We start from the raw sequence: 17,074 nt of genomic DNA on the forward strand, positions 1-17,074 counted from the left end.
AGAAAACCAATCCAATATTTTGGAGACACTCTCCTTAACTTTCATTCCATATAAAGGAAATTCATTTTCAGCACCTTCGTTTGTCATTTTAAAAATCTGTAACTTTGCAAATTGCAAAAACTCAATGTTCAATGACGAAATCAAAAGCAGTAGACCTCGGGGATCAAAGTGAAGTAGAAGTATTCGGAGCACGTGTTCATAATCTTAAAAATATTGATGTATCATTTCCAAGAAATGAATTAGTTGTCATTACCGGCCTAAGTGGCAGTGGTAAATCCTCCCTTGCCTTTGACACGATCTATGCTGAAGGTCAACGTCGCTATATGGAAACATTTTCCGCCTATAGCCGTCAGTTTTTAGGAGGACTTGAGCGACCGGATGTAGATAAGATTTCAGGGTTAAGTCCGGTTATTTCTATTGAACAAAAAACCACGAGTAAAAACCCACGTTCAACGGTAGGGACCATTACAGAAATTTATGATTTTCTGCGCTTATTATACGCGCGTGCCGGAGAAGCATTTTCTTACGCGACGGGCAAGCGTATGGAGCGTATGTCGGAAGAGCAAATCGTACAACGCATTCTGGATGAATTTACAGATCAAGCTATTTATATATTGGCTCCGGTGGTAAAAGGGCGTAAAGGGCATTATCGTGAACTATTTGAACAAATACGCAAACAGGGATATACCAAAGTACGTGTTGATGGCGAGATTCTAGATCTTGTTCCTAAAATGCAGGTAGACCGTTATAAAATCCATGATATTGAAACAGTCGTAGATCGCCTTCAGGTCAATGAAAAGGATCAGAAAAGATTGTACACCTCGGTGATGCAGGCGATGAAAACGGCAAAAGGAATTATAAAAATAGCCAATAAAGAGAATAAGGAACAGTTTTTTAGCCGCTATTTAATGGATGCAGAATCCGGTATCTCGTATGATGAACCCCAACCCAATTCGTTTTCCTTCAACTCACCGTATGGCGCATGTCCTAAATGTGACGGTTTGGGATACATTTTTGAAATCGACAAAAACAGCGTTATTCCAGACCGCAAACTGAGTATTCAAAAAGGGGGAATAATCCCGTTAGGCCCACTTCGGGAATCCTGGAATTTTGCCGTGCTAAAAGCCGTAGCAAACAAATTTGATTTCAATTTAGCTACTCCGATCGAAAAACTTCAGGAGGATCAGATTGATATGCTGTTGTTCGGAACAGATGAACCTATTCCATTATCCGTTTCTTACGGATCGTACGGTGCCCGTGAATATCGGGTTCAGTTTTCAGGCATCTTCAAGATGTTGGAAGAAATGAATGGAAAACAAAATGATGATGCGCCGTCTTTGGAAGATTTCCGGACGAAAGTAACCTGTCCGACTTGTCAGGGAGCTCGGTTGAAAAGAGAATCCCTCCATTTCAAAATAGACGACAAAAACATCAGTGAACTCGCCGCAATGGATATTTCTATGCTGATGGAATGGTTTGATCACTTAGAAGATCGTCTCGATGAGCGTCAACGCACCATTGCTACGGAAATACTCAAAGAAATACGTACGCGTTTGGGGTTCCTATTAAACGTTGGCCTAAGCTACCTTACCTTAGACCGTTCATCGAAAACATTGTCCGGAGGGGAGGCACAACGTATCCGTCTGGCAACTCAGATAGGTTCTCAATTGGTCAACGTGCTCTATATCCTGGATGAGCCCAGTATCGGGCTTCACCAACGTGATAATGAGCGATTAATTGATTCACTCAAAAACCTACGGGATATTGGCAATTCTGTTTTAGTAGTTGAGCATGATAAAGACATGATTTTGAACGCAGACTATGTCATCGATATGGGTCCGGAAGCAGGTGTACACGGAGGTCAAGTCGTCGCCGAAGGTAAACCAAAAGATATTCTAAAGGCCAAATCCCTGACTGCGGCATACCTGAATGGCAAAAAACGGGTAGCAATCCCGGAGAAGCGTCGGGAAGGAAATGGCAAACACCTTACCTTAATTGGTGCGACAGGAAATAACTTAAAGAATGTAACTGTTGATTTCCCTTTAAATAAATTGATTTTGGTAACCGGGGTATCCGGATCGGGAAAATCCAGTTTAATAACGGGCACACTCTATCCTATTCTAAATCATCATTTTTTTCGTGCAAAAGCACATCCCCTGCCTTATAAAGGCATAGAAGGACTTAAAGACATAGACAAAGTAATCGAAATCGATCAAAGTCCAATTGGCCGCACACCCAGATCCAATCCGTCCACCTATACCGGAGTTTTCTCTGATATACGAACCTTATATGTGCAACTGCCCGAAGCAAAGATACGAGGTTACAAACCAGGACGTTTTTCCTTTAACGTCAAAGGTGGACGTTGTGAGACATGTCAAGGTGCAGGTATGAAAATTATCGAAATGAATTTTTTACCCGACGTACAGGTTCCATGCGAAACCTGTCAGGGAAAACGGTACAATCGTGAAACCTTAGAAGTACGTTATCGGGGGAAATCAATTTCTGATGTATTGGATATGAGTATTGATGAAGCTGTGCATTTCTTTGAGAATATACCGTCGATTTACCGTAAAATAAAAACGATGCAAGACGTAGGATTAGGGTACATTACGCTAGGACAATCTTCTACTACCCTATCAGGAGGCGAGGCACAACGTGTCAAGTTAGCGACCGAGCTTTCTAAAAAAGATACAGGGAATACGTTTTACATTTTAGATGAGCCGACAACCGGACTACACTTCGAAGATGTAAACGTACTCTTAGGTGTAATCCATCGACTAGTCGATCGCGGAAATACCGTTTTGATTATTGAACACAACCTAGATGTTGTAAAGGTAGCCGATTGGGTCATTGATATGGGCCCTGAGGGGGGTAAAAATGGCGGAAAATTGCTATTCTCGGGCATTCCCGAAGATCTAATCAAACAGAAAAATAGTGAAACAGCCCGTTTTTTGAAATTAGAGATGAAACCTTCATAATATATCCCACGCCGTAGTACCAACGATGAAAGTAAGAGATGCATACATCCCAGTTGCATCTCTTACTTTGTCAATTAACGATATCATAAAACCTTCTCAAACTTTGCGTAGAGCTTCCAAAAGCATACAGCATCTTCAGCAGTGAAGGAAACCTTCTTCCAATCATTTAAAATGCTGGGCTTCTATCGGAATATGAGTAAACTTGTCGCTTCGGTTGTCCCCATGATGAATAGGAAAGAAATCAAGTCCCAAACCCTGACAGCAGACACAGAAAGCAATTTACTTAAATTAAAAGCATTGGCTGGATTAATTACGGACGAAGAACAAAAACGTTAGGAAGAAATATTCCGAAAAAACAACAAACACGATGGCTTAGATCAGGACGACAAAGTCTTTGCACAACTCCTGGAATTTAATGACAACCTAGAAGGAATCATTAATGCCATAAGAGGAAAGGAGGATAGCATGACGATGAGGCTGTCTCCTCTAAAAGCTTTCTTCCTTATTATCTCCCCAATTTTCATTTTTGGCAACCGTGAACCCAAGGGATTGTGGTACATCCTTTAATAGTTCTCCCCGAAAAACAAGTTGCATATTATTCTTCAATGTACTGTTCACGATAAACGTCCGCAATAATTTGTTTTCATCAAATACCTCTAGTTTATACGAAATAGCCTTTAAATCATTCGAGCTCCCTAGGAATTGATGAAACACGATTTGTTTGTTTGCCGAAAGATCGTCAATACTCAGATCAATATCAGTTTGATCCAACACCGGGTTACTGAGATCTGCTACAAATGGCGAACAGAAAAACGGTTCATGCTCCTGACTCACCCGGATTCGTTTCACTTTTGATAAGCCTACTGGATCGGAGAATTCAAATTTGATCTGACTGTACCATCTCAGAAGTTCTACGTTCAGTTGTACATCCTCGCTGACATCGAGTTCAGTACTGTAGCCAAAAATTTCTGCTTCATAATTCGAAAACCGATTACTGATATAGAAGCTTTTCCACAAAGGGTCTGTAGGAAGTAATAAATCTTGCTTTGAAGCATTCGACACAAAACATACATAGTATTTTCCTAAAGGCAATTGCACTTGTATATCGGTATTGTCTTCGTAATCCACCTCCCCGCTATACACGATTTCGTTTTTGTCCTGATGAAAAATATTGTAGTGCAGTTTTTTAAGTGTATGCCCGGAGATAGATTCTGCTGTGCCAGACAAGTACATATTATCTAGCCTAAGCACACCAGCATTTTCATTAAATGCTCCGGCAGTACCCCTCTCTCCTGCTTTAAGAATAAATTTAAACCAAACTTCTTCTGAATCTAATTGCAGGTCTTTCAAGTCATAAAAAAAAGAAGTTTTTGTATTCGCAACGAAACTCTTAAATTGATTATTATCTTCAAGTACCTCAAAAGAATCGCCTTTATCTAAACTGTATAGTAACTCAAAATCTTTAGGCCCCGTGTTTGAGCTTGCCATATCCAATCCCAAACCCGTAACAGAAGTAGCCGACTTTATCGACATTTTTACTAAAATTTCTTTAGCACCAGTTACGCTCAATGATTTTCCCGCAACAAACTCACGATAATCATACCCACTATTTCCAAAATTATTCGGTATGCTACCACTATTATAAGTAATACTGGGAGAAGCACCTCCGGCTATACGGATGTCCGGATTCAGGTTTTCGCTATTAAATGACCAAAAATATAAGTAACCTTCCGTATCAGTAGATGTACCCGACAGTCTATTAGATGCTAATTTCTTATTCTGACCAATACCGCTCTTCATTAGGGTTCGCGTAGGAGCAAACCCATCAATGGTAAAATTAACGGTATAAAGATCTTCAGTTAGTTCATCTATAGGAGCTTCATCATTACAGGAAACAGCTAAAAAAGCAATGAAAATAAATGAAAGTCTATACAACATAGGTAACCGACTTTTCATAATAATTACAGTTCTATTAAAAAATTAAACACCAGTTGTATTTCATTTAGTTGAACAACTAGTTATTCAATGCTAATATAAAAAATAAGCAATTCATTACCAAATATTTACTCAAATAACTCTATTTTCACGGCGGCCGTTAACGAGCAGCTCCACCTGTTTCCCTTTCTTTCCACTAATATTATAATCCGTTACCACTCCGTTCTTCCATGTGATGTCTACAGTAATATTCCCTCTTGCTTTTAAGCCTTTTACACTCCCGTCTTTCCATGCGGATGGAAGCGCCGGCAATAAATGAATATAACCGTCATGACTTTGGACAAGCATCTCCCCTATGCCAGCCGAACCTCCGAAATTACCATCAATCTGAAAAGGTGGATGCGCACAGAATAAATTTGGGTAGGTACCCGCGCCTGCCTTCCCATTCGTATCGAACGCCGGACGCAACAATTGTCTCAGGATTTCCAGCGCATGATCCCCATCGTGCAATCGTGCCCAGAACAAGATTTTCCATGCACGTGACCATCCTGTCCCCTCATCGCCTCTCACGTCCAGTGTCTTTTTGGCTGCATCTGCCCATTCCGGAGTACTAATAGGTGAAATAAAATTTGCCGGATACAACCCATATAGATGTGATACATGACGATGTCGTGGTTCCACCTCAGGATAGTCTTTTAACCATTCCATTACACGTCCTGAAGAGCTCACCACTACAGCCGGAGGAAGAGATTTCAGGTCATGCTTAATTGTATCGATAAAAGAGTCATTTAATCCCAATATTTGATTTGCTTTTATCAACGCTTCATACAACTCCCGTACAATCTGATTATCAATAGTTGGTCCCATTACGACCGCTGTCACTTTTCCATTAGGAAGCTTGAATGCGTTTTCAGGAGAAACCGAAGGAGAAGTAACCAACCATCCCGTTTCAGGGTCTTTTACTAAAGTAGCCTGATAAAATTCAGCAGCACCTTTCAGAACGGGGTAAATATCCTTTAAATAACTTTCATCTTCCGTAAAAAGATAGTGCTCCCACAGGTGATTGCATAACCATCCAGAAGAAGTACTGGCACCCCACGAGGCCTGTTCACCGGGAGCTGTATATCCCCAGACATTCGTCATCATATAAGAAACCCATCCCGGAGCATTGTAATATGCTTTAGCCGTCTTAGTACCTTCCTTCGATAGACGTTTTATAAGCTTAATGAAAGGTATATGATATTCTGATAAATTGCTTACCTCCACTCCCCAGTGATTCATTTGTGCATTAATATTAAGGTGATAATCTCCGTTCCAAGGTGTATTTATCTGATGCGCCCATAATCCTTGCAAATTCGGAGAAAGTGCATTTTCATGCTCTGGCGCTGTACTTGCAATACTCAGGTATCTTCCAAATTGATAATATAAGGCTGCCATCCCATTATCTTGATTGGCATTCTCGTAAAACGCGGCTATGCGTTCATCTGTCGGAACATTGGATTTGGACTTCTGGTCTGCAAGATGTAATTGCACCCGATTAAAAACTTCACTATACTTCTTTTGATGCCTCTTATACAGTGTACCATATTTTCCGTTGCTATTTGCCTTAATTTTTTGTTGCACGTAAGCTAATGGATCATGCCCATAGTAATCCGTACTCGATGATATAAATATAAGTACTTCATCGGCATTCCTAACGATCAATTGATTATCATGATTTTTACGTTCGCCACCTTTCGAAACTACCCGGATCTGAGAAGCAAATTTCAACCCATATCCATCCTTTCCATTTGGCAATCTACCTTGGATCGTGATACAGTCGTTATCAATCTTATAATCGGACACGTTCTCCTCCCGGTAAAAGCCCAGCGTAAATGAAATAGACTGCTGCTTAGATGCCGTTAGACGAATTACGCCGACATTATCATGAAAAGATGTAAAATATTCCCGCGTAAAGCTTATTCCATTAGCCGTTACCAGCGTTTTTGCCGTCGCAGTTTTTAAGTCAAGTTCCCTGTGATAATTTGTAACGTCACCTTCAATAAAGTGGTGAAAATTAAGAAATCCAAAATTTTGATAGCAGCCATACGGAACTTTCGCACCACGGCCATAACCAGACCCCGCTCCAGAACAGACAAAATTTTGATTCACTAATTTTTCGGCCTCATCGTTTTTCCCTTCAAACAGAAGTTGTTGAATTTGACCGACGCTTTTATAAGCTTCATAATTGTTGGGATCTTCAGCACTTCCTGACCACATTGATATTTCGTTGAGCACGATGTTTTCATCCAATACCTTCCCATTCGGCATCATGCCCAAGAGACCGTTTCCCAAGGGAAGACTCTCTTCCCATCGTTCAGCCGGCTTATTGTACCACAACGTTAATTCCTGCGCGTGCGCGACATTAAAAAGAGCTAAAACAACTATTATAAATCTATTCATATCCTAATAATCCAAATTCTGCAACAGTAAATAATTTCCCAATAGTTTCCTTCGGTATAAAACGTATATATTTAGCCTGGACTGTTTCATTGAATAACACGGTTTGCTCTACCGGATTTGCTGACACATTCGAAAATTCCCCATCTACCAACGTCTTCCAGCTTTTATTGTCATCACTTATAGCAATGTTATATTTTGTTGCAATCCCTTCTTTATTTCCATCTTGCCGTGGCAAATAGGTAAATCCTTTAATGGGCCCACGAAGTGTAAAAATAAAACCGTTTGGATACTCCGCTATGACACCAAACGTATTCGGATCATTATCGTATGCCTTTTTCATGTTTGAGCCACTTTCAACGCTATATTCATTAGCCTTTAGTTTGATCAAGCTATTACTTTGCATTGCAAAAGAGAAATTAGATGCCGCTTCTTTGAATAATCCAAAATCGCTCAACGTAGGGGCCACTGGCGCATATAAACTCACTTTCAATTTTTGAGCCTGAATAGGCTGATCTAATTTAATAAGTCGGGAAGCACCAATACTTGTTGCCGAGGCAACATGTTTCCACTGTCCATCTTTCCACATATCAATACGTACACTGTCCAAACGCTGCCCCAATTTGATATTTTCCCGAAGTCTAATGATATCAAACTCCTGTGCATGTGTTAGCGTGATCTCCAGCGCTGGGTTTACTACCCCATCATCCGACGCGTAATAAGAGTAACGATCGTCATCTAAAATAAAGGCAGCAGAAAATTTCTTCGAGTTGCCTCTGATATTAGAAGCTTCGATTTTAGCACCTTGAGCTAGGTTAGTTGCAAAAGTGGCTGCCACCTTTTTTCCGAATCCATCCAAAGATTTGACATCATTTGGGTGTAAAATACCCTCAGGCATAGGTGCCAGACCCAGATTCATTGCTCCTCCCCTTCCAACAGATTTCAAATAAATCTCAAACAATTGATCCGGGGTTTTCACTTTATCATTCTGGTTGCTATGGTAAAACCAACCTGGTCGCTGCGGCACATCACATTCGGCAGGTATCCAATATTCACCATTCCGATCGCCTGTAGGAGATTTAGAGTAATCTGAATCACCAGGAACCGGGGGACGACCATCTATACCCATCGGCGTAAAAGTAGCCCACGAGGTCTCGCCAGCGAAACCGTGTTCATTACCTACCCACCGTATATCGGGACCAATATCCGAAAAAACAACAGCAAAAGGCTGGTACTGACGAACAATCGGCCATGTCCGTTCCTGCCATTCATAGTATGTCGTACGATTAATGATCCGCTTTTCATTTTTTCCACCATAATAACCATCTCCTCCATTAGCCCCATCGTGCCAAGACGTAAACAATTCGCCATAATTTGTCATCAACTCTGTCAATTGCGCTCGATAGGCATCGGCATATACAGGCGTACTGTATCGTGTATCGTTTCGATCCCACGCAGATAAATACACACCAAATTGTAGGCCATGATCATGCGAAGCCTGCATAAACTCTTTCACCATATCTCCTTTCCCATTTTTCCAAGGAGATTGCCTAATACTATAATCAGTTGTCGCAGTAGGCCATAAACAGAAACCATCATGATGTTTCGCTACACTTATTAACCCCTTAAATCCTGCCGAGGCCGCTGCTTGCGCAATCTGATCTGCATCAAAATTTGATGGATTAAATAAGGATGGATCTGCATCGCCAAACCCCCATTCTTTATCTTGAAAGGTAGTTGGAGTATAATGAATCAGACAATACGTCTCCATTTCATGCCATCTCAATTGACCTTCTGAAGGTAATGCGCCATAAGGCTTTGGTTCTTGCTGCGCCCAACCGAAAAGTGGAATAAAAAGCAAATAGTTAACCAGTCTAGATTTTTTCATAATGATAATTCGAAATTATAAATATAAAATATTAAATCCGAATAACAATATAATCATACGAATTACCAATATTATAAACTCCTTAAAATATATCTTATATAGTTTGGATTCTCTCAATGTTATCGCCACAGAATTATAAAATCTCAAAATTATTCTAAATCTTAGAAAAACAAATCCTTAACTTTGCGTATCATGAATAAAGATCAGTCTAAAATAATACGGGAACAAGCACCTCGTTCGGCTACACGTGAACATTCTGTTCCGCTATATCTTACCTCCAGTTTTATATTTGATAGCGCCGAACAAGGTCGTGCTATTTTTGCCGAAGAAGAAGAGGGCATGGTTTATTCGCGTTATGCGAATCCAAATACAAGTGAATTTATCAATAAAGTGTGTACGTTGGAAAATGCGGAAGCAGGACTAGCTTTTTCATCCGGAATGGCTGCCGTATTTGCATCTTTCGCAGCTTTTATTGAAAATGGAGATCATATTATCTCTTCACGTGCTATTTTCGGTTCTACCCATCAATTATTTACGCAATTGTTTCCTAAATGGGGGGTTACTACGAGCTATGTAGACGCAGTTAACCCCGATGAATGGGAAAAAGCGATTCAACCCAATACAAAAATTATCTTTTTAGAATCTCCCTCAAATCCGGGACTTGAATTAGTTGATCTGGAATGGCTAGGTAGGTTTAAAGAAAAGTATCCGGAGATTATCCTTTCCATTGATAATTGCTTTGCGACTCCTTATCTACAAAAACCTTTGGACTACGGATTTGATTTATCGATACATTCTGCGACCAAATATATGGATGGCCAGGGTCGCGTACTTGGTGGGGTTGTAGTGGGTAAAGAAGAGTTAATTAAAAAAATGATGTTTTTCATCCGTCATACGGGACCTGCAATGTCTCCTTTCAACGCATGGATTATCTCAAAAAGTTTAGACACCTTAGCGCTTCGTATGGATAGACATTGTTCAAATGCATTGGCATTGGCTGAAGCTTTGGAAAATCATCCTGAAATTGAAGATGTGAAATATCCATTTTTACCGTCGCATCCACAATATGCCTTGGCAAAAAAACAAATGAAAGCAGGCGGCGGTATTGTTACGTTTGAAGTAAAAGGCGGTAAAGAACGAGCTTTCCGATTTTTGGATGAATTAAATATGATATTATACACGTCCAACTTGGGAGATTCCAGATCCATAGCAACACATCCGGCAACAACCACCCACGCTAAATTGACCGAAGAAGAGCGCAATCACTTGGGAATAAAACCAGGAAGTGTTCGATTGTCCGTAGGTCTGGAAGATAAAGAAGATATTATAGGCGACATTCTACAGGCATTAGAAAAGACCAAATAAAAAAAAGACCTAAAAAAATGGAGTGCCCCCATAAAGTATCTAACTTTTTGGGGGCATTGCAAAATGGTCTTTTTTTTGAATAATACATTTATAATACTGTTCTTATTTGCCAATTTTTGTAAAGTTAAAGACTAAGTTACCTTGCTGACCATTATCTAGCGGAATCGGCATCTTCATCACCAAAGTTTCTCCATCAGCAAAAGATAGATTCATACGGTAGCCCACTGTTACATTCGCAGCTTTATCACCGGCATACACTTTCTTAAATTGAAATTGCGGTTCCTCATTAGCTGCCCCACTATAGATAGACCATACGATGGTACGTACTGCTCCATTTGCGCACAATTTACCATCCGCATTGAACGTGATACTGCCTCTATAATTGCCACCGGGTAGATTCCAGGTACTTCCAACAAAACAATCCACCGGCGCTTCATCAAAAATATTCTTAATAGTATAAGCCGCAGGAATATTTTCCCTTGTAACAGTGTTTAACACCCAGTTGCCCTTCACACCCGATCTCCATTGAGAAGCAGAAGGTCCTGAAGTAGAAGTCGACGTACCAGAAGAAGAACCTGAAGTTCCTTTTTTCGGAGCACCACACGATGCTAATAATAATACCACTGTAAAAAGTGAGACTACGGACAGAATATGTTTACGCATAAGATAAAAAGTTATTAGAAATCTATTGATGTATATATTTGCAAATATATATTTGTTTTTATATTCAATGCAATTATAACCGCAGCGAATAAAAAAGTAAATATATCAATTGTCATGATATCCAAAAATCATACCATAAGCAAAATTATCAATCCACATATTCTCGTCGGATGTCCCCAACTACTATATATACGGATATACTCACTATTATAAAGAAATCATTACTTTTGCCTACTTAATATATATTCAATTTAAATGGACAGCAAAAAAGCCTGGAGCATTACGAAAAATATTTTTAAAGTCATCGTGACATCCGGCGCACTCTATTGGGTATCCCGAAAGATTGATTTTGTAGAGTTAAAGACTGCATTGGTAGATTGCAACTGGTGGTTTCTAATTCTGGCCTTATTAAGTTATATCATTTCTCAGGCGATAGCCTCCTCCCGGCTCAATAGTTTCTTCAAAACCATACATTTAATCCTTTCTGAACGTTACAATCTACGATTGTATCAGCTGGGACTGCTCTATAATTTTTTTCTACCGGGTGGAATCGGAGGTGACGGGTATAAAGTATATTTCCTCAAGAAGAACCACAATATTTCCGGTAGAAAGGTATTAAGTGCCGTATTTTTCGATCGGTTAAGTGGGCTCTGGGCCTTAGCTATTATTATTTGTGCGCTGGTTGTATTTATGCCTCGCCTTGCTATTCCTCATGCCGCTACTATTACAACGGCTGTCATTGGCACAATATCTTACTATTCCTTTTTACATGTATTCTTCAAGCCTTTTGCTAAGCGTTTTTTTCAAACACATATCAAAGCATTACTTGTACAGAGCTTCCAAACTTTATGCGCTATTTTTATACTATATGCGTTAAATTTTGACGGCAAATTCTCACCCTACCTACTGATATTTTTAGTTTCGTCGCTGGTAGCTATTATTCCTTCGATAGGAGGCGGAATAGGTCTTCGTGAGCTTTTTGCACTTGAAGCAGCAAAATACATACAGATTGAAGAACATACAGCAATACTTTTAAGTTTATTTTTTTATGTAATCTCTTTAGTCACCGCAACATCCGGGATCTATTATATATTTAGACCACAGCGCCTAGGGGCCGATAAACTACCTAGTGCAGCAGAAGTAGAACAAGAAATTGACGACGACAATACAAACGAAGAAATTTAAATGGCAAATATCATCATCACAGGGGCAAGCAGTGGAATAGGTTTCGAAACCGTCTTAGATCTTACCGCAAATAAAGAACACCATGTTATCGCTCTAGCAAGATCTGGCGAGAAACTTCGGAAGCTTCATGAAATTGCTTCATCACTCAACTATGACGGTGGAAAACTATATCCGGCACAATTTGATATTGTGTATGACAACTATGCAGACTCGCTGGTACCGTTCATCAAATCAAAGTTTGAAACAGTTGACATTTTAATCAACAATGCCGGTGCCTTAGTAAACAAGCCTTTTTTAGAGACCTCTCCGGAAGAATTCGCCCTGATGTTACAGACGAATGTATTAGGACATGTAAACATGATACAATATATTGCCCCGTTGATGACCAACGGAGGTCATATCGTAAATATAAGCAGTATGGGCGGCTTTCAAGGTTCAGTAAAATTCCCCGGATTGAGTGCATACTCAGCCAGCAAGGGAGCTTTGGGAATATTAACAGAATGCTTAGCTGAAGAATTTAAAGATCAAAACATTAAAGTAAACTGTCTCGCATTAGGATCCTCTCAAACTGAAATGTTTGAAGCTGCCTTCCCAAACCTAGAAGCAGCTACATTAGCCTTTGAGATGGGAAGATATGTAGCCGAATTTGCACAAAATGGGAGCAAATACTACAACGGAAAAATACTCCCCGTTTCCAATAGTACCCCTTAACACGTTGCTTCTTTCAGATATTAAAGTTTAACATTAACAAAACGACACAGCACGTCGGCTAGTAAAACAATTAATACAATAACTACACCATGATGAAACTTCTTCGCATTTATAACAAATTTTAACCCTACGACAATGAGATAGAAAAAATAGAGGAGCAGGGCTAGGGAAATTAACGAAAAAAATAACAGCAAAAACATATCCGAGGGAGTGATCGTAGATAATTTCATATCACCATCTTCTATAGCCTTTAATATATTATTCGTAAGCTCTTTCGCAAAACTTACGACGGAGAGTAAACCGATCATGTATATCACAATAAAAGAAATCAATACCACATTTAACACGTCTATAAATCTTGTTTTTTTATTAACGAAATAACCGAACGAAAACAACGATAAGCTTAGCACCAATACATTCACAAGGAGGTGGATAAATGTCGAAAAAAGATCATACGTGTTTGTAGGGATAACCTTCAGTATACCGTGATAGTCAAACTGTCCATAATAAGCTAAAAATCCACCGACAGCAAAGAACATTACACCTGCCGTCAACAAGACGTTTTCGGAATATTCCTCAAATGGATTTGCAAATAACCTTCCTATATTATGCTTCATCTTTATTCGGTTTATAGTGATCAAGTAACTCTTGAACATTTTCAGGGTGTTGTGTACCGACCAATATGGCTTTACCATTTTTTAATACGATCCAAATGCCATAAAAACCCTTTGTCGTATATGCCACTCCCGGCCCGCCAAATCTCCATCCCCATCCTCCATATTCCCAAGGAGAATATTTTTTAACATGAACCTTACCAATATCCTCCCATTTCCATGTTTTCTCCTTCCATATAAAAGGAATGAACCGAATATGAATTCCCCGCTCATCTATCTGCGTTCTTAATCGCATGAACAAAAACAACAACGCAATGCCGCTTCCTATCCAAAATCCGGTAGAAAAATCACGCCAGCCTGTATTGCCATTAGCATTCCATCCGGTATATAGCCCAAGTCCAATAACAAGGACAAATACCAAGACTAACCACCAAGTCAAAAAATTCTGACTTTCCTTATACACCCATCTATTCTTCATTTTGCAGCATATTAAGTTTAACTATCAAATCATCTAATTTATTTCGAACAGTAGGATAGCTTTTTCCCATCTGATTCGCCATCTCTTTTAAACTACCGGAATTCCGTAGAAACTGAAGAACAAACTCCTGTTCATCCACATCTAACAGCATTAAAACCGGCAAATTATATTTACCTGAAACTTCGGTTTCGCAACTTGAGCAGACCAATTTCGATACACGCAATTGTTCATCACAACTTGGACACTTAACGGGAAGCTTTATCATAAAATATTTAAATATTAATATTATTAAAACAAATATAAATAAAATTAAAAATATAATCACTATTATTTACTAATGAATTGATTTTGGAGCAAGAGGATAATAAAAATGAAGGTTTTTCTTAAGCAAATTTCCTTTGTCGCTCGAACCTTTTGGCCGTGAGGATAGTGCCTCCCATTGCCAAAAGCTTCACAGGCGACATTTTTCGGGAATGTGGGGATAGTGCATTTGTAGTGCAGTTATATACGTGAAAAAAAACGGCCTTAGCGGATTTGGACGTGTCGGTAGCAGATGATGCCATGCAGAAAGATTCGAGTTTGTACTTTCCAAGCAGGTCTCAGCCTTTGAAATAGGATAGTGCGCCAGAGACCTAAGAGCTGCGCACTGCATCATCGCCTCGCCGGAACAACAAATCCGGTACCAGCTTTGATTATCTTTGATGAACTCGCAAGCTCGGTTTGTTTGCTTCATTATTCATCAAAGGAATAAAGAAGGCCCTGTCGTGGCAACGACGGATAGGTAATGCGAGGGACAAAAACTGATTAAAAAATAAGTTCCTTAAACTAAGACATCTATCCATTCACCGACTAAAAACGGCATGTTGCCTAATTTTTGCGATGTATTAATAAAAAAATAATTAAATTGCAGAATGGGTTGGGCAACTAAAAAGAATAAAACGTGGGAACTAAGGCATCTGATGTGGACATTTACATCTATTATCCTGTTTTTTCCCTTTCCGGTTCATATTCACCCCTTTGTCATGATGTCTCAAGCGTCTAAAAGTAAAGTGCGCTCTTGGTATGTAATGGCTTGGGCTTTATTAATGATTGAATTAGCGCTCTTCGGATCTTTTTTATTTTTTTGGGGGGCCATATCTCAAGGGATGTTGCTAACCTTGGGTGGTTCGGTAGTTTCTTATATTTTAGGTAATGGTCTGTTATTAAATCAGGCGAAACCTTATCTAAAAAGATTGGAACTAGCTGAAGTCAGGCCGCTTACCTGGATCGGAAGTGTGGAAAAGCAGCAACGTCTCGAATTGGCACAGGCGAGTATGGAAACCCCACAATCTTTTGTGACTAAAATGCTGCATTACCGCAAGGAAATTAACAATACAAATATTCATCAGCATATCGATAAAATAATCCGTCTTTTCCATTTATTGGAACAAAGAGATATAATGGAAGCGGAGAAATTTTTGGTACGTCATGGTACGGTGATTAATGTGATCCGCCAATATGATGAACTTGAAAATACGCGTTTACATAATCAGGTGACTATCGATTCGAAACTCAAACTGGAGAGTGTATTGGCTCAAGCTGCTATAGCTATCGAACAAGATGTCACGAATATTATAAAATCAAGTTTGCTGGATGTATCTGCCGAATCGGATGTGTATATTCAAACATTAAAAAACAGAAACCTATTAAAAGAATAAGAAACTTAAAACTATGGCTACAATAGATTTAACGACATACGATGATAATGCCGATAAAAAAAACGAAATCCAAGTTAATTTTACGGACGAAGAAAAGGCACTGATCAAGCAGTATAGAGATAAAATCAACCTGAATTCAACGACCGATATTATACAGTTCGGCGTATCGAGTCAAACGAAGGTGAGCAATTTTTCAAACGAGATACTGAAGCAGGTTCGGACAAAAGATATGGGCGGTGCAGAAGATATCTTATTGAATCTTCGTTCAGATATTAAATCTTTTGATGAGAATCTGAAAAAGAAACCGTTGATTCCATTCTTTGATAACATGAAGAAGAAGATCCAGCGTATGCGTACCGAGTATGCTTCGGTAGAGAAAAATATCCATCAGATTGAATTGAAATTGGAGGGACATTATAAAACCTTATTAAAAGATGTCAATATTTTTGATAAGCTGTTTGTGGAGAATCAGAATTATTTTAAAGAATTGTCATTACACATTGCGGCGGGGGAAGAGAAATTGCGGGACGTACATACCAATGTATTGCCCCAGATGAAACAGGAAGCTGAAGAGACGGGTGATCAACATAAGGTTCAGGCCTACAAGGATATGGAGCAGCATGTGGTACGTTTTGAACGGAAGATACACGATTTGAAGCTGACGCGGATGGTGGTATTACAGACTGCGCCACAGATCCGTATGATCCAAAGTAACAGTAGCTCGTTAATGGAAAAAGTACAATCGAGTATCGTGAATACGCTTCCCCTTTGGAAGAATCAAATGGTATTGACGTTAGGAATTGCACATTCACAGCGAGCATTAGAGGCACAAAAGGCGGTGACAGACGCGACGAACGAACTGCTGCGTAAGAATTCCGAAATGCTGAAGGAGTCTACCGTAAATATTGCGCGTGAAACAGAACGAGGGATCGTCGATATCGAAACCATTAAAAAGGCGAACTCCGATATTATTCAGACGATCGAGCAGGTATTGCAGATCCAACGTGAAGGTCGTGAAAAAAGGAAGGTAGTAGAACAGGAATTGTTACAGGCAGAGACAGAATTAAAACAGAATATTCTCAAATCTTCGGATGATACAAAATTAATAAACTAGAAAAAGC

At 39.5% G+C, this 17,074-nt stretch carries 14 protein-coding genes; 7 read left to right on the top strand and 7 right to left on the bottom strand.

The window, feature by feature from the left end:
• The first annotated feature begins 131 nt into the window (after nt 1-131).
• Complete coding sequence (uvrA, locus tag E4F24_RS06200; protein ID WP_140937794.1) at nt 132-2,978, top strand: excinuclease ABC subunit UvrA; 2,847 nt, start codon at nt 132-134, stop codon at nt 2,976-2,978.
• 192 nt (nt 2,979-3,170) lie between these two features.
• Nucleotides 3,171-3,314 carry a hypothetical protein gene (locus tag E4F24_RS13760; protein ID WP_181182390.1) on the top strand — a complete coding sequence of 48 codons (144 nt, stop codon included), beginning with the start codon at nt 3,171-3,173 and terminating at the stop codon, nt 3,312-3,314.
• Nucleotides 3,315-3,464: 150 nt separating this feature from the next.
• On the opposite strand, the gene E4F24_RS06205 is transcribed toward E4F24_RS13760, so the two are convergent.
• The 3 genes from E4F24_RS06205 to E4F24_RS06215 all read right to left on the bottom strand — a co-directional run bounded on the left by E4F24_RS06205 (nt 3,465) and on the right by E4F24_RS06215 (nt 9,240).
• Complete coding sequence (locus E4F24_RS06205) at nt 3,465-4,934, bottom strand: hypothetical protein (RefSeq protein ID WP_140937795.1); 1,470 nt, start codon at nt 4,932-4,934, stop codon at nt 3,465-3,467.
• Between the two features lie 111 nt (nt 4,935-5,045).
• Nucleotides 5,046-7,355 carry a glycoside hydrolase family 95 protein gene (locus E4F24_RS06210; RefSeq protein WP_140937796.1) on the bottom strand — a complete coding sequence of 770 codons (2,310 nt, stop codon included), beginning with the start codon at nt 7,353-7,355 and terminating at the stop codon, nt 5,046-5,048.
• A complete protein-coding gene (locus tag E4F24_RS06215) occupies nt 7,348-9,240 on the bottom strand; it encodes an alpha-L-fucosidase (protein WP_140937797.1) in 1,893 nt (630 codons plus the stop codon). Before E4F24_RS06215 ends, E4F24_RS06210 begins: the two co-directional genes overlap by 8 nt.
• Before the next feature lie 192 nt (nt 9,241-9,432).
• On the opposite strand from E4F24_RS06215, the gene E4F24_RS06220 reads away from it, so the two are divergent.
• The gene (locus tag E4F24_RS06220; protein ID WP_140937798.1) at nt 9,433-10,605 is read left to right on the top strand and encodes a trans-sulfuration enzyme family protein; all 1,173 of its coding nucleotides are present in this window, start codon (nt 9,433-9,435) and stop codon (nt 10,603-10,605) included.
• A gap of 102 nt (nt 10,606-10,707) precedes the next feature.
• On the opposite strand, the gene E4F24_RS06225 is transcribed toward E4F24_RS06220, so the two are convergent.
• Nucleotides 10,708-11,268 (bottom strand): hypothetical protein, encoded by a 561-nt coding sequence (locus E4F24_RS06225; protein WP_140937799.1) that lies wholly within the window; start codon nt 11,266-11,268, stop codon nt 10,708-10,710.
• Nucleotides 11,269-11,523: 255 nt separating this feature from the next.
• On the opposite strand from E4F24_RS06225, the gene E4F24_RS06230 reads away from it, so the two are divergent.
• Together E4F24_RS06230 and E4F24_RS06235 are read left to right on the top strand one after the other, a co-directional pair.
• Nucleotides 11,524-12,453, top strand: coding sequence for a lysylphosphatidylglycerol synthase transmembrane domain-containing protein (locus tag E4F24_RS06230; RefSeq protein ID WP_140937800.1), 930 nt, complete (start codon nt 11,524-11,526; stop codon nt 12,451-12,453).
• Nucleotides 12,454-13,164, top strand: a complete 711-nt coding sequence (locus E4F24_RS06235; RefSeq protein WP_140937801.1) for an SDR family NAD(P)-dependent oxidoreductase — start codon at nt 12,454-12,456, stop codon at nt 13,162-13,164.
• A 20-nt stretch (nt 13,165-13,184) separates the two neighbouring features.
• Here the strand turns inward: E4F24_RS06235 and E4F24_RS06240 are convergent, their stop codons facing one another.
• Genes E4F24_RS06240 through E4F24_RS06250 form a run of 3 tightly spaced genes read right to left on the bottom strand, consistent with a single transcriptional unit; the run spans nt 13,185 to nt 14,521 of the window.
• Nucleotides 13,185-13,781: a hypothetical protein gene (locus E4F24_RS06240; RefSeq protein WP_140937802.1), complete on the bottom strand. Its 597-nt coding sequence runs from the start codon at nt 13,779-13,781 to the stop codon at nt 13,185-13,187.
• Nucleotides 13,771-14,256 (bottom strand): hypothetical protein, encoded by a 486-nt coding sequence (locus E4F24_RS06245; RefSeq protein WP_140937803.1) that lies wholly within the window; start codon nt 14,254-14,256, stop codon nt 13,771-13,773. Before E4F24_RS06245 ends, E4F24_RS06240 begins: the two co-directional genes overlap by 11 nt.
• The gene (locus E4F24_RS06250) at nt 14,246-14,521 is read right to left on the bottom strand and encodes a DUF2089 family protein (protein ID WP_140937804.1); all 276 of its coding nucleotides are present in this window, start codon (nt 14,519-14,521) and stop codon (nt 14,246-14,248) included. The genes E4F24_RS06245 and E4F24_RS06250 overlap by 11 nt, the downstream gene beginning before the upstream one ends.
• A gap of 646 nt (nt 14,522-15,167) precedes the next feature.
• On the opposite strand from E4F24_RS06250, the gene E4F24_RS06255 reads away from it, so the two are divergent.
• Complete coding sequence (locus tag E4F24_RS06255; RefSeq protein WP_140937805.1) at nt 15,168-15,953, top strand: hypothetical protein; 786 nt, start codon at nt 15,168-15,170, stop codon at nt 15,951-15,953.
• Nucleotides 15,954-15,966: 13 nt separating this feature from the next.
• The gene (locus tag E4F24_RS06260; RefSeq protein ID WP_140937806.1) at nt 15,967-17,067 is read left to right on the top strand and encodes a toxic anion resistance protein; all 1,101 of its coding nucleotides are present in this window, start codon (nt 15,967-15,969) and stop codon (nt 17,065-17,067) included.
• Nucleotides 17,068-17,074 lie beyond the last annotated feature (7 nt).

This window comes from Sphingobacterium lumbrici, from assembly GCF_006476045.1.
In the GTDB taxonomy this organism is placed as follows: domain Bacteria; phylum Bacteroidota; class Bacteroidia; order Sphingobacteriales; family Sphingobacteriaceae; genus Sphingobacterium; species Sphingobacterium lumbrici.

What these genes read in the sequence shown, in the direction of transcription:
- uvrA (WP_140937794.1), top strand. Translation starts at nt 132, where the DNA reads ATGACGAAATCAAAAGCAGTAGACCTCGGGGATCAAAGTGAAGTAGAA.
- E4F24_RS13760 (WP_181182390.1), top strand. Translation starts at nt 3,171, where the DNA reads ATGAGTAAACTTGTCGCTTCGGTTGTCCCCATGATGAATAGGAAAGAA.
- E4F24_RS06205 (WP_140937795.1), bottom strand. Translation starts at nt 4,934, where the DNA reads ATGAAAAGTCGGTTACCTATGTTGTATAGACTTTCATTTATTTTCATT.
- E4F24_RS06210 (WP_140937796.1), bottom strand. Translation starts at nt 7,355, where the DNA reads ATGAATAGATTTATAATAGTTGTTTTAGCTCTTTTTAATGTCGCGCAC.
- E4F24_RS06215 (WP_140937797.1), bottom strand. Translation starts at nt 9,240, where the DNA reads ATGAAAAAATCTAGACTGGTTAACTATTTGCTTTTTATTCCACTTTTC.
- E4F24_RS06220 (WP_140937798.1), top strand. Translation starts at nt 9,433, where the DNA reads ATGAATAAAGATCAGTCTAAAATAATACGGGAACAAGCACCTCGTTCG.
- E4F24_RS06225 (WP_140937799.1), bottom strand. Translation starts at nt 11,268, where the DNA reads ATGCGTAAACATATTCTGTCCGTAGTCTCACTTTTTACAGTGGTATTA.
- E4F24_RS06230 (WP_140937800.1), top strand. Translation starts at nt 11,524, where the DNA reads ATGGACAGCAAAAAAGCCTGGAGCATTACGAAAAATATTTTTAAAGTC.
- E4F24_RS06235 (WP_140937801.1), top strand. Translation starts at nt 12,454, where the DNA reads ATGGCAAATATCATCATCACAGGGGCAAGCAGTGGAATAGGTTTCGAA.
- E4F24_RS06240 (WP_140937802.1), bottom strand. Translation starts at nt 13,781, where the DNA reads ATGAAGCATAATATAGGAAGGTTATTTGCAAATCCATTTGAGGAATAT.
- E4F24_RS06245 (WP_140937803.1), bottom strand. Translation starts at nt 14,256, where the DNA reads ATGAAGAATAGATGGGTGTATAAGGAAAGTCAGAATTTTTTGACTTGG.
- E4F24_RS06250 (WP_140937804.1), bottom strand. Translation starts at nt 14,521, where the DNA reads ATGATAAAGCTTCCCGTTAAGTGTCCAAGTTGTGATGAACAATTGCGT.
- E4F24_RS06255 (WP_140937805.1), top strand. Translation starts at nt 15,168, where the DNA reads ATGGGTTGGGCAACTAAAAAGAATAAAACGTGGGAACTAAGGCATCTG.
- E4F24_RS06260 (WP_140937806.1), top strand. Translation starts at nt 15,967, where the DNA reads ATGGCTACAATAGATTTAACGACATACGATGATAATGCCGATAAAAAA.